This window comes from Streptomyces sp. ISL-43, from assembly GCF_018614195.1.
In the GTDB taxonomy this organism is placed as follows: Bacteria; Actinomycetota; Actinomycetes; order Streptomycetales; family Streptomycetaceae; genus Streptomyces.
Window position 1 is genome coordinate 88362 of the sequence record NZ_JAGGOT010000042.1, and the last position, 13235, is coordinate 101596.

Genomic DNA, 13235 nt, shown 5'->3' on the forward strand with positions numbered 1-13235 from the left:
CGGGCTGGGCGTGGGGCTGGGCGTCGGCTTCGGCGTCGGCTTGGGCGTGGGCGTCGGCGTCGGCTTCGGGGCCGTCACCACCGTGCTGCCGTTGCCGCCGCCGTCCGGGACCTCGTGCGTCCCCTTCAGGTAGTACGTGAACCACGACCGCACCGTCCGCAGGTACGCCGAGGACTGGTTGTACGACAGCACCGCCCGGTCCAGGTCCGCGTCCGTCCGCAGGTCCCGCGTGCCGGCGCACAGGTAGCGCCCGGCGGCGAGCGCCGCGTCGTACACGTTGTCGGGGTCGCGCTTGCCGTCGCCGTTGCCGTCCTGGCCCCAGGAGGCCCACGTGGACGGGATGAACTGCATCGGCCCGACCGCCCGGTCGTACCGCGCGTCCCCGTCGTAGGCCCCGGCGTCCGTGTCCGGGATGTTCGCGAAGCCGTTGCCGTCGAGCACGGGTCCCAGGATGGGCCGCAGCGTCGTACCGGCGGCGTCGACCCGGCCCCCGCGCGCCTGTCCGGACTCGACCTTGCCGATCGCCGCGAGGAGCTGCCAGCGCAGGCCGCATCCGGGGTCGCGGCCGCCGACCACCCGTTCCGCGTTCCGGTACGCGGCGAGCACGCTCGCCGGTATCCCCTGCGCGCCCTCCGCCCCGCCCATGGCCACGGGTTCGTTGGACGTCCCGCCCTCCGCGGCGGCCTGCTCCGCGGGCGGCCGCGGCGCCGGTCCGTCCTCGGAGAGGAGCACGGCGGGCGGTTCGGGGCTCACGAGCGGCGGGAGGGCGGTGAAGTAGGAGGTGTCGCCGGCGGATCCGTCGGGGACGGGAACGCGTGCGGCGCCCTCGCCCGCCGCGGCCACCGGCCGGCCGTGGCCGGCCCCCGGCCCCTGCGAGGCGGTCATCGCGGCGGCCACCAGTGCGGAGACCAGTACGGCGGCTCCGCCCTTGCGCGCAACCCGCCCGAACCGGGCCGGTATGCGCGCCGCCATCCGAATCCGAGCCGTCATGAGCCGGCCCCCTCCCCCTCGACGTCCGCGTGACCCTACGTCAACTCTCTGTGCACGACACGAATCCCCCTGGGGATTTCACGGCTTCCCCACGCTTCGAGCAGCTCGCCCATACTGGACGCACTGATCGAACAGTCCAGTCGAGCCGAGGTCTCATGCCGTTCACCCTCAGCCACGCGGCCGCCGTACTTCCGGGCGTCCGCCGGACCGGGCGTGCGCGGGGCCCCCTCGTCGCTTCGGCCCTGGTCCTCGGGTCGTTCGCTCCGGACACCTTCTACTTCGCGGACGCGGTCGTCTCCGGCCTCAGGCCGTACGGCACTTTCACGCACTCCCTGCCCGGCGTCCTGACCGCCGACGCGGTGCTGACCGCCGTCCTCGCGGCGTGCTGGCTGCTGCTGCGCGAGCCGCTGATCGCGCTCCTGCCGCGCCGCCGGCAGGGACGGGTGCACACCTTCGTACGGGGCGAGGAGTGGCGCGGGCGCCGACTGCCCGCGCTGGCCCTCTGGTTCTACCTCTCGGCGGTCGCCGGCTCGCTCACGCACGTGGTGTGGGACGGCTTCACGCACATCGACCGCTTCGGGACGCGCACGCTGCCGGAGCTGGGCGAGCCGCTCGCCTTCGGCCTGCCCCTCTACTCGTATCTGCAGTACGGGACTTCGGCGCTCGCGGCCTGCGCGCTGCTCTGGTTCACGGTGACCGCGTTGCGCCGGCTGCCGCCCTCACCGGCTCCCGCGTCCGTCCCGGCGCTCGGCCGGGCAGAGGTGTGGGGCGCGCTCACGCTGGTCCTGGTGTGCGTGGCGGCCGGGGTCACGATGCGGGTGCTGCGCTTCTTCACCTTCTTCGACCGGATCCGCACCCCGCTCGACATCATCCCGACGATCTGCTTCGGCGCGGGCGGCGGCCTCGCCGTGGCCCTGCTGCTGTACGGGGTCCTCGTGCGCCTGCGCCACCGGCGGGGCCGCATCCGCGCGGACTGCGACTCCGACGAGGAAACGCGAACGCCCGTCCCGGCCGGGTAGGCGAGGACGGGCGCGGCCCGGACCGTACGGCGTGCGGCGTGCGGGGATCAGTGCGCGGCGGACTCCCAGTCGGGGCCGACGCCCACGGACACGTCCAGCGGGGCCCTGAGGTCGACGGCGGCGCCCATCTCGCGGCGCACCAGCTCCTCGGCCTTCTCCCGCTCCCCGGGGGCGATCTCCAGCACGATTTCGTCGTGGACCTGGAGCAGGATCCGCGACTTCAGCCCGGCCTCGGTGATCGCCCTGTCCACGCGCAGCATGGCGACCTTGACGATGTCGGCGGCGGTTCCCTGGATCGGCGCGTTCAGCGCCATCCGCTCGGCGGCCTCGCGGCGCTGGCGGTTGTCGCTGTTGAGGTCGGGGAGGTAGCGGCGGCGGCCGAAGACCGTCGCCGTGTACCCGGTGGCGCGGGCCTCCTCGACCACGCGGCCCAGGTAGTCCCGGACCCCGCCGAACCGCTCGAAGAACGTCTCCATCAGGCCCCGCGCCTCACCGGGCTCGATGCCCAGCTGCTGGGCGAGGCCGAAGGCGGAGAGCCCGTACGCCAGGCCGTAGGACATGGCCTTGATCTTGCGCCGCATCTCGGCGTCGACCTGGGACCGCTCGACGCCGAACACCTGGGAGGCGACGGTGGTGTGCAGGTCCTCGCCCGACAGGAACGCCTCGATGAGGCCCTCGTCCTCGGAGAGGTGGGCCATGACGCGCAGCTCGATCTGGCTGTAGTCGGCGGTCATGAGGGACTCGAACCCCTCGCCGACGACGAAGCCGCGGCGGATGGCCCGGCCCTCGTCGGTGCGCACCGGCACGTTCTGCAGGTTGGGGTCGGTGGAGGACAGGCGTCCGGTGGCGGCGACGGTCTGGCTGAAGCTGGTGTGCACCCGGCCGTCGGCGGCGAGCGTCTTGACCAGGCCCTCTACGGTCACGCGCAGCTTGGCCTGCTCCCGGTGGCGGAGCATGATCACCGGCAGCTCGTGGTCGGTCTGCGCGGCCAGCCAGGCCAGCGCGTCCGCGTCCGTGGTGTAGCCGGTCTTGGTCTTCTTCGTCTTCGGCAGGTCCAGCTCGCCGAAGAACACCTCCTGGAGCTGCTTGGGCGAGCCGAGGTTGAACTCGTGCCCGACCGCCGCGTGCGCCTCCTTCACCGCCTGCTGCACCGCCGCGGCGAACTGCTGCTCCATCGCCTCGAGGTGGCTCCGGTCGGCGGCGATGCCCGCCCGCTCCATCCGGGCCAGCAGCTCGGAGGTGGGCAGCTCCATGTCGTGCAGCAGCTCGGCGGCGCCCACCTCGGTCAGCTTGACCGTGAAGGCGTCCCCGAGGTCCAGGACGGCGCGGGCCTGCGCCATCAGGGCCTCCGCCTCGGCGGTGTCGTCGGCCCCGAAGGCGAGCTGCCCGTCGGCGGCGGCGGGCGCCAGCTCCCGGTGCAGGTACTCCATGGACAGCACGTCCAGCGCGAAGGAGCGCCGGCCGGGCTTGACCAGGTAGGCGGCGAGCGCGGTGTCCATGGCGACCCCGGCCAGGGTCCAGCCGTGCTCGGGGAAGACCCGCATCAGGCCCTTGGCGTTGTGCACGACCTTGGGCTTGGCGGCGTCGGCGGCCCAGGCGGCGAAGGCCCGCTCGTCGGCCTCGTCCAGCTCGGACGGGTCGAACCAGGCGGCCGCGCCGCCGGCCGAGGCCAGCGCGATCTCGGAGACGTTGCCGGTGCCGAGCGCCCAGCTGTCGACGGTGGAGATGCCGAGCGGGGCGCCCGCGTGGCTCTCGAGCCACGGCGCGAGCTCGCCGGCGCCCAGCACGGAGGCGTCCAGCTCTACGGCGGCCGCCGCCGGGGCCGGGGCCGCTTCCTCGGCCGCGCCCGGGTCGACGGCGAGCAGCCGCTCGCGCAGCGAGGGGTTGCGGATCTCCAGTACGTCCAGGACGCCGGTGACGGCGGTCCGGTCGTAGGGGGCGCGGGCCAGGTCGGCGGGGGTCTTGGGGAGGGCGACGTCCTTGACCATCTCGGTCAGGACACGGTTGAGCTTCACGGACTCCAGGTGGTCCCGGAAGTTCTGCCCGGCCTTGCCCTTGACCTCTTCGGCGCGCTCGACGAGCTCCTTGAACGACCCGAACTGGGTGATCCACTTGGCGGCGGTCTTCTCGCCGACGCCCGGGATGCCGGGGAGGTTGTCGGACGGGTCGCCGCGCAGCGCCGCGAAGTCCGGGTACTGCTGGGGCGTGAGCCCGTACTTCTCCTCGACCTTCTCGGGGGTGAAGCGGGTGAGCTCGGAGACGCCCTTGGTGGGGTAGAGCACGGTGGTGTGCTCGGAGACCAGCTGGAAGGAGTCCCGGTCACCGGTGACGATCAGCACGTCGAAGCCGAGGGCCTCGGCCTGCGTGGCCAGCGTCGCGATCACGTCGTCGGCCTCGAAGCCGTCGACCGCGAAGCGCGGCACGCTCATCGCGTCGAGGAGCTCGCCGATCAGCTCGACCTGCCCCTTGAACTCGTCGGGGGTCTTGGAGCGGTTCGCCTTGTACTCCGGGAACTCCGCCGAGCGCCACGTCTTGCGGGACACGTCGAACGCCACGGCGAAGTGCGTGGGCGCCTCGTCGCGCAGCGTGTTCGCCAGCATCGAGGCGAACCCGTAGATGGCGTTGGTCGGCTGCCCCGTCGCGGTCGTGAAATTCTCCGCGGGCAGCGCGAAGAACGCCCGGTACGCCAGGGAGTGCCCGTCCATGAGCATCAGGCGGGGGCGGTCCGCTGCGGTCGGCTGGTCGGTCTTCTTCGATGCTGAATCTGCCACGCCCCCGATCCTAGGCCGCCGCACTGACAATTCCGGCGTCGGCGATGTCGGCGGTCCGTGACAGGATCGGGGTGTATCCGGTTTTCGCGCAGCACCGCCGCTGCCACGCAGGACCGCACGACTGCTCGAAGGGGAGCGACATGGCCGCCAAGCCGCCCGCAGGGGATCCCGTACAGGACGCACCGCAGGTGTCGCCCCCCAAGCACGCGGCCGCGGGCCTGCCCGCCATCGGCCACACGCTGAAGGTCGCGCAGCGGCAGATGGGACTGGCCCGCACCGCCCGCACCCTCCTCAAGGTCAACCAGAAGGACGGCTTCGACTGTCCCGGCTGCGCCTGGCCCGAGGGCGACAAGCGCCACACCGCCGAATTCTGCGAGAACGGCGCCAAGGCCGTCGCGGAGGAGGCCACGCTGCGCCGGGTCACCCCGGAGTTCTTCACCGCGCACCCGCAGGCCGATCTCGCCACCCGCTCCGGCTACTGGCTGGGCCAGCAGGGGCGGATCACCGAGCCGATGTACCTGCCCGAGGGCGCCGACCGGTACGAGGCGGTGACCTGGGAGCGGGCCTTCGCGATCATCGCGGAGGAGCTGCGCGCCCTGGGCTCCCCCGACGAGGCCCTCTTCTACACCTCGGGCCGCACGAGCAACGAGGCGGCCTTCCTCTTCCAGCTCTTCGTCCGCGAATTCGGCACCAACAACCTCCCCGACTGCTCGAACATGTGCCACGAGTCCTCGGGCTCCGCGCTGAACGAGACGATCGGCATCGGCAAGGGCAGCGTCTCCCTCGAAGACCTCCACCAGGCCGACCTGATCATCGTGGCCGGCCAGAACCCGGGCACCAACCACCCGCGCATGCTGACCGCGCTGGAGCGGGCCAAGTCCGCCGGCGCGAAGATCATCTCGGTGAATCCGCTGCCCGAGGCCGGCATGGAGCGGTTCAAGAACCCGCAGAGCCCCTTCGGCATGCTCAAGGGCACCGCGCTGAACGACCTCTTCCTCCAGATCCGCATCGGCGGCGACCAGGCCCTCTTCCGCCTCCTGAACAAGCTCGTCCTCGAGGCCGACGGCGCCACCGACGAGGAGTTCATCCGCGAACACACCCACGGGTACGAGGAGTTCGCGGCCGCCGCCAAGGACGCCGACTGGGCCGAGACCCTCACCGCGACGGGCCTGACCCGCCCCGAGATCGAGCGCGCACTGGCCATGATCCTGGCCTCGAAGCGCACCATCGTCTGCTGGGCGATGGGCCTGACCCAGCACAAGCACTCCGTCGTCACCATCCGCGAAGTCGTCAACCTCCTGCTCCTGCGCGGAAACATCGGCCGCCCCGGGGCCGGCGTCTGCCCCGTGCGCGGCCACTCCAACGTGCAGGGCGACCGCACCATGGGGATCTTCGAGCGCCCCTCGCCCGCCTTCCTCGACGCCCTCGACAAGGAATTCGGCATCACCTCGCCCCGCGAGCACGGATTCGACGTCGTCCGCTCCATCCGGGCCCTGCGCGACGGCGAGGCCAAGGTGCTCTTCGCCATGGGCGGCAACTTCGTCGGCGCCACCCCCGACACCGAGGTCACCGAGGCCGCGATCCGCCGCGCCTCCCTGACCGTGCACGTCTCCACCAAGCTCAACCGCTCCCACGCGGTCACGGGCCGGCGCGCCCTGATCCTGCCCACCCTCGGCCGCACCGACAAGGACGTCCAGGCCGCCGGCAAGCAGTTCGTGACCGTCGAGGACTCCATGGGCATGGTCCACGCCTCGCGCGGCAACCTCGCCCCCGCCTCCCCGCACCTGCTCTCCGAGCCCGCGATCGTGGCCCGCATGGCCCGCGCCGTCCTCGGCGAGGACTCGAAGACCCCGTGGGAGGAGTTCGAGAAGGACTACGCCGCCATCCGCGACCGGATCTCCCGGGTCGTCGCCGGCTTCGAGGACTTCAACGCCCGCGTCGCCCACCCCGGCGGCTTCCAGCTGCCGCACGCCCCGCGCGACGAGCGCCGCTTCCCCACCAAGACCGGCAAGGCGAACTTCACCGCCGCGCCCGTGGAGTACCCGCGCGTCCCGGCGGGCCGGCTGCTCCTGCAGACCCTGCGCAGCCACGACCAGTACAACACCACGATCTACGGCCTCGACGACCGCTACCGCGGCATCACCGGCGGCCGCCGCGTCGTCATGGTCAACCCCGAGGACGCCGCCGAGCTGGGGCTCGCCGACGGCTCGTACACCGACCTCGTCAGCGAGTGGCGCGACGGCGTCGAACGGCGCGCGCCCGGCTTCCGCGTCGTGTACTACCCGACGGCCCGCGGCTGCGCCGCCGCCTACTACCCCGAGACCAACGTGCTGGTGCCGCTCGACTCCACCGCGGACACCAGCAATACCCCGGCGAGCAAGTCCGTCGTCGTGCGCTTCGAGACGGCCTGATAGAACGACCTGAGGACAAGATGGTTAACGAACGTTGACGAACGGAGTCGGCCCATGGGCGAGCAGCACGCGGTGAAGTTCCCGCAAGAGGTCCTCGACGAGTACACGGCCCTGGGCGTCGACCTGCCCTCGCTGTTCTCGGCGGGCGACCTCGGCAGGCGGATGGACATCCAGATCCTCGAAGCGTCCGCCGATCGCGTCGTCGCCACCATGCCGGTCGAGGGCAACACCCAGCCCTACGGGCTGCTGCACGGCGGGGCCTCCGCCGTCCTCGCCGAGACCATCGGCTCGGTCGGCGCGATGATGCACGGCGGCATCACCAAGATCGCCGTCGGCGTCGACCTGAACTGCACGCACCACCGCGGTGCGCGTTCCGGCCTGGTCACCGGGGTCGCCACCCCCGTGCACCAGGGCCGCAGCACCGCCACCTACGAGGTCGTCATCACCGACGAGCAGGACCGCCGGGTCTGCACCGCCCGCCTCACCTGCCTGCTGCGCGACGTGAACCCGCAACAGGACGGCAACAACTAGCCGTTGCCCTTGCAGCGGCGTCGGTCTAGCGTTCCCGCATGGGATCCGGACCGGCGCCGCGGCGCGCCTTGGCCGCGGCGGCGACGGTGGCGCTGCTGGCCGCCGCACCGCTCGGCTGCGCCGGCGCCGCCCCCTCGGCCGGGGCCACGCGGTCCGGGCCCGCCCCGACCCCGGAACCCACCCCGCCCCAGCGGCTGTGCACCGACCTGATCACCCACTGGGCCGGCGTGATCCTCGACGCCGGCGAGGGCCGCGACGCCGTCCACCTCGACTACCAGGCCATGGGCCTGTCCGGCGGCCAGAACGAGATCCTGCTCGCCGTCCTCGCCGACGCCCGCGCCGAGCAGCGCGCCAAGGGCCCTGCCGCCGCCCGCGCGCTCACCGCCCGGGAGGCGGAGCGCCGCTGCGCCGAGCGCTACCGCTCGGGCGTCCCGACCGGCGGTCCCTGGCAGTGAGCGGGGGCATCGGCCCGGTCGAGCCCGGAGAGGGCACCGAGGGCCACGAGAGCCCGCGCCCGGGTCCCCGTACGCCCCCGGGCTCCCGGTGGGCCCGCGAGCTCTACGCGGGCCACCGGCGGGCCGTCCTGGCCATCGGGGCCCTGACCTGCGTGTCGGCCCTGGTCGCCGGCGGCGCCGCGCTCTACGCCGCCCGGCCGCGGCCCGTCCCGTACACGCCGCCCGCGCCGTCGCAGGTCTTCTCCCTCGCCTACGTCGCACCGGTCGAGCCGACCCCCGACGGCAGCGCCTTCGTGTTCACCGTGCGTGTGCGCGCCGCGTCCGGGCCGGCCATCACGCTGGAGCGGCTGTCGCAGCCTTCGAGGGCGCTGACCGTCGAGATCGAGCCATTGCTTCCGGCCAGGGTCTCGGCGGGCGAGGCGCGCGACCTCGTCGTACGGATACGGGTGGCCGACTGCATGCATGTAGCACGGAATTCCGGACTCCCCTTCCTGGAAGTAACCCTGAGTAATAAATTCCAGAAAGAAGAGCACAGCTACATCCCCGGTGACCGTTATGCCAGGGATCTTTCCACCGCTCTGACCAGGGCCTGTCCCGCAACGCGAGACGCGGACACCCCGGCGCCGTCATGACCAAAAGGGCCCAGAGTCCTGGCGGGACAGTACTCAAACCCACTGACGGTCCTCACGCGTCTCACCATACGGACAAGACGAAACGGCCGGAATTCCCCCGTTCCACCCCCAGAGATCCGCTATGCATTACGCCGTGGCATAACAAGAGAGTCACATCATTGGCCTCAGCCCTCCATAACGTCCTAAGACCCGCCTAGAGTCACGGCCAGTCACCGCGACCAGCCGGATTCCTTTCAGTTCGGTTCCCCGCGTTCGACACGGTGCGTCCCACGGGGGACGCAGTGCCAGGAAAGGACTGATCGTGCGTCAGCGTTCTCTCATTGCCGTGACCGCCGCGCTCGCCGCGGGCGCCCTCACTCTCACCGCCTGTGGCTCGCGTGACGACAAGGCCGGCGGCACCGGCGACGGTGGCGACACCACGGTCGTCATCGGCGTAGACGCCCCCCTGACCGGCGACCTCTCGGCCCTCGGCCTCGGTATCAAGAACTCTGCCGACCTCGCCGCCAAGCAGGCCAACGAGAAGAAGTACGTCAAGGGCGTCACCTTCAAGATCCAGGCCCTCGACGACCAGGCCCAGGCTTCCTCCGGCCAGCAGAACGCCACCAAGCTCGTCGCCGACAAGGACGTCCTCGGTGTCGTCGGCCCGCTGAACTCCTCCGTCTCGGAGTCCATGCAGAAGGTCTTCGACGACGCCAAGCTCGCCCAGATCTCGCCCGCCAACACCAGCCCCTCCCTCACCCAGGGGCCGAAGTGGGCGGCCGGCGAGAAGGTCCGCACCTACAAGAGCTACTTCCGCACCGCCACCACGGACGCCGTCCAGGGCCCGTTCGCGGCTCAGTACCTCTTCAACAAGGCGGCCAAGAAGAAGGTCTTCATCATTGATGACAAGAAGACCTACGGCGCCGGCCTCGCCGGAACCTTCAAGGGCGAGTTCACCAAGCTCGGCGGCCAGGTCGTCGGCGAAGGCCACATCGACCCGGAGAGCAAGGACTTCTCCGCGATCGTGACCGAGGTCAGGAGCTCCGGCGCCGACGCCGTCTACTACGGCGGCGAGTACCCCGCGGCCGGCCCGCTCAGCAAGCAGATCAAGGCCTCCGGCACCAACATCCCGCTCATCGGCGGCGACGGCATCTACGACAAGAAGTACGTCGAGCTCGCCAGCGCCGGCTCCGCGGGCGACCTCGCCACCTCGGTCGGTGCCCCGGTCGAGAGCCTGCCGTCCGCCAAGGACTTCGTCGCCAACTACACCAAGGCCGGCTACAAGGAGCCCTTCGCCGCCTACGGCGGTTACTCCTACGACTCCGCCTGGGCGATCATCGAGGCCGTCAAGGCCGCGGTCGACGGCAACAACGGCAAGCTCCCCGCCGACGCCCGCGCCAAGGTCCTCGCAGCCGTCCAGGGCGTGTCCTTCGACGGTGTGACCGGCAAGGTCTCCTTCGACGAGTTCGGTGACGCCACCAACAAGCAGCTCACCGTCTACAAGGTCGAGGGCAACGACTGGAAGTCCGTCGAGTCCGGCACCCTCGGCGGCTGACCTCCACCCGTCACCATCCGGTAGCCGGTAGTACCGCTCGAACGGCCGGCCACCGGAGCACCACCACACCTGCCGCGCGGGGCGCGCACAAAAAGCGCCCCGCGCGGTGTCACATCCGTCGAAAGACTCGGAGGACCTGCGGTGCACGAACTGCCGCAACAGCTGGTCAACGGCCTGCTACTGGGATCCATGTACGGGCTCGTCGCCATTGGCTACACGATGGTCTACGGCATCGTCCAGCTCATCAACTTCGCGCATGGCGAAATCTTCATGACCGGCGGATTCGGGGCCCTCACCGTCTGGCTGATGCTCCCCGGGGGCACCACCATGTGGATCGCCCTCCCGCTCATGATCATTGGCGCGGTCATCGTCGCCACCCTGATCGCCGTAGGCGCCGAACGCTTCGCCTACCGACCCCTGCGCAGCGCCCCCCGGCTCGCCCCGCTCATCACCGCCATCGGGCTCTCCATCGCCCTCCAGCAGGCGGTATGGGCCTGGTACCCGGGAGCGGAATCCTCCCTGATCTTCCCCGAGATCCCCGGCGGACCCTTCCACCTCGGCAGCGTCACCATCCAGACCGGTGACGTCTTCCTCCTGATCGCCGCCCCCATCTCCATGGCCTTCCTCGGCTTCTTCGTCAAGAAGACCCGCACCGGCCGCGGCATGCAGGCGACCGCCCAGGACCCCGACACCGCGAAGCTCATGGGCATCAACACCGACCGCATCATCACCACCGCGTTCGCGCTCGGAGCCGTCTTCGCCGCCATCGGAGCCGTCGCATACGGCCTCAAGTACGGCGAAGTCCAGTTCAAGATGGGCTTCCTGCTCGGCCTCAAGGCCTTCACCGCCGCCGTCCTCGGTGGCATCGGCAACATCTACGGCGCCATGGTCGGCGGCCTCGTCCTCGGCCTCGCCGAAACCCTGACCACCGTCTACGTCGCCGACATCCCCGGCTTCGAACAGCTCGGCGGCCAGTCCTGGGGTAACACCTGGGCGTTCGTACTTCTCATCCTCGTGCTCCTCTTCCGGCCTCAAGGCCTGCTGGGCCAGCGCGTGGCGGACAGGGTGTGACATCCATGACGACCAACTCCGCGGACACCGCGAAGACCACCGCACCGGCCAAGGGCTTCATCCCCCTCCCCGAGAAGACGGCCCGCGCCCTCGCCACCGCGGGCGGAGCCCTCACCGTCGTCTCGGCGTTCCTCGCCTGGACCTGGACCACCGCCTACCCCGGAGACCTCACCGTCTACGGCTACCCCGGCGGCCTCCAGTGGCTCGTCCTCATCGGCGGCGCCCTCACGGCCCTCTTCGGCCTCGCCTCCTACGGGACCAAGGGCCTGCGCTGGCTCACCCCCGCCGGCGCTGACGCCGCGATCAAACTCGCCGCGCTCGCCGCGTTCGTCACCACCTGGTACACCGTCGTCTCGATCGTCGGCGAACTCGGCGCCATCGTCGACCTCGAACCCGGAGCCGGCGTCGCCGCCCTGGTCAGCCTCCTCGCCGTCATCGGCGCCTTCGCGCTCCCCTTCGAGCGCCCCGCACTCGAAGGCCCCGACCCCGACGACACCGCGTGGGAGAAGTTCAAGCACGAAGCCGGAAACCGCTGGACGACCATCAAGGCCGCCTTCACCTCCGGCCCCATCACCCCCGCCCGTACCCTCCCGGCCTGGGCGGAGATCCTCCTGATCGCAGCCGTCCTCGGCCTCGCGCTCACCGTCTTCACCTACGGCATCACCACCCCGTACCAGGAACTCTTCGTCGGCTTCCTGATCACCGCCGGGTTCGGTTCGGCCGCGCTCAACAAGGCGGGCCTCCTGGCCCGCGTCACCACCCTCACCAACCGCCACCGCAACGTCGCCCTCGTCGGCGCCTTCGCGGCAGCGGCCGCCTTCCCCCTCACCCAGACCGACGACCAGTACGCGAACCTCGGCGTCAACATCCTGATCTTCGCCACCGTCGCACTCGGCCTGAACATCGTCGTCGGCCTCACCGGCCTCCTCGACCTCGGATACGTCGCCTTCCTCGGCGTCGGCGCCTACACCGCGGCCCTGGTCTCCGGCTCACCGAACTCGCCCTTCGGCGTGCACCTCCCCTTCTGGGGCGCACTCCTCATCGGCGCGGCCGCCTCCATGGTCTTCGGTGTCCTCATCGGCGCACCCACCCTGCGACTGCGCGGCGACTACCTCGCCATCGTGACGCTCGGCTTCGGTGAGATCTTCCGCATCTCCATGAACAACCTCGACGGCGTCTCCGGCCCCGACATCACCAACGGCCCCAACGGCATCGCGAACATCCCGAACGTCAACCTCTTCGGATTCGACTTCGGCGCCTCGCACACGATCGCCGGATTCACCATCGGGCGCTTCGCCAACTACTTCCTGCTGATGCTGCTGATCACCCTCATCGTGATCCTCGTCTTCCGCCGCAGCGCGGAATCCCGCATCGGCCGCGCCTGGGTCGCCATCCGCGAGGACGAGACCGCCGCCGAAGCCATGGGCATCAACGGCTTCCGCGTCAAGCTCATCGCCTTCGCCCTCGGCGCCACCCTCGCGGGTCTGGCCGGAGCCGTCCAGGCACACGTCCAGTACACGGTCACCCCCGACCAGTACACCTTCGCCAACGCCGTACCCCCGAACTCCGCGTTCCTGCTCGCCGCGGTAGTCCTCGGCGGCATGGGAACCATCTCCGGACCCCTCGTCGGCGGATCACTGCTCTTCCTGATCCCCAACAAGCTCCAGTTCCTCGGCGAATACCAGCTCCTCGTCTTCGGCTTCGCCCTCATCGTCCTGATGCGACTGCGCCCCGAAGGCCTCATCCCCAACAAGCGCAACCAGCTCGAACTCCACGAGTCCATGAGCGCGCCCACGGTCCTCGGCAAGGCAGGGGTCTGAC

At 70.8% G+C, this 13235-nt stretch carries 10 protein-coding genes; 8 read left to right on the forward strand and 2 right to left on the reverse strand.

Translation table 11 applies throughout. The features are described from left to right. Positions 1 to 972: lytic murein transglycosylase (locus tag J7F03_RS24270; protein ID WP_214952957.1), on the reverse strand; the 972-nt coding region annotated here is incomplete at its 3' end. Between the two features lie 173 nt (positions 973 to 1145). Here J7F03_RS24270 and J7F03_RS24275 point away from each other — a divergent pair. Continuing rightward, a complete protein-coding gene (locus J7F03_RS24275) occupies positions 1146 to 2009 on the forward strand; it encodes a DUF4184 family protein (protein WP_214952854.1) in 864 nt (287 codons plus the stop codon). Between the two features lie 47 nt (positions 2010 to 2056). On the opposite strand, the gene polA is transcribed toward J7F03_RS24275, so the two are convergent. Then, positions 2057 to 4780, reverse strand: a complete 2724-nt coding sequence (gene polA, locus J7F03_RS24280; RefSeq protein ID WP_214952856.1) for a DNA polymerase I — start codon at positions 4778 to 4780, stop codon at positions 2057 to 2059. A 140-nt stretch (positions 4781 to 4920) separates the two neighbouring features. On the opposite strand from polA, the gene J7F03_RS24285 reads away from it, so the two are divergent. The 7 genes from J7F03_RS24285 (at position 4921) to J7F03_RS24315 (ending at position 13234) form a co-directional block, all read left to right on the forward strand. After that, complete coding sequence (locus J7F03_RS24285; RefSeq protein WP_214952858.1) at positions 4921 to 7191, forward strand: FdhF/YdeP family oxidoreductase; 2271 nt, start codon at positions 4921 to 4923, stop codon at positions 7189 to 7191. A gap of 54 nt (positions 7192 to 7245) precedes the next feature. Continuing rightward, the gene (locus tag J7F03_RS24290; RefSeq protein ID WP_214952860.1) at positions 7246 to 7722 is read left to right on the forward strand and encodes a PaaI family thioesterase; all 477 of its coding nucleotides are present in this window, start codon (positions 7246 to 7248) and stop codon (positions 7720 to 7722) included. 38 nt (positions 7723 to 7760) lie between these two features. Next, positions 7761 to 8177, forward strand: coding sequence for a hypothetical protein (locus J7F03_RS24295; RefSeq protein WP_251072392.1), 417 nt, complete (start codon positions 7761 to 7763; stop codon positions 8175 to 8177). Beyond that, positions 8174 to 8809, forward strand: coding sequence for a Tat pathway signal sequence domain protein (locus J7F03_RS24300; protein ID WP_308379939.1), 636 nt, complete (start codon positions 8174 to 8176; stop codon positions 8807 to 8809). Before J7F03_RS24295 ends, J7F03_RS24300 begins: the two co-directional genes overlap by 4 nt. Before the next feature lie 301 nt (positions 8810 to 9110). Then, complete coding sequence (locus J7F03_RS24305) at positions 9111 to 10343, forward strand: branched-chain amino acid ABC transporter substrate-binding protein (RefSeq protein WP_214952862.1); 1233 nt, start codon at positions 9111 to 9113, stop codon at positions 10341 to 10343. Between the two features lie 141 nt (positions 10344 to 10484). Then, positions 10485 to 11414 carry a branched-chain amino acid ABC transporter permease gene (locus J7F03_RS24310; RefSeq protein WP_214952864.1) on the forward strand — a complete coding sequence of 310 codons (930 nt, stop codon included), beginning with the start codon at positions 10485 to 10487 and terminating at the stop codon, positions 11412 to 11414. After that, entirely contained in the window at positions 11411 to 13234 is a 1824-nt protein-coding gene (locus J7F03_RS24315; RefSeq protein WP_308379940.1) for a branched-chain amino acid ABC transporter permease, read from the forward strand. Before J7F03_RS24310 ends, J7F03_RS24315 begins: the two co-directional genes overlap by 4 nt. Position 13235: the final 1 nt, after the last annotated feature.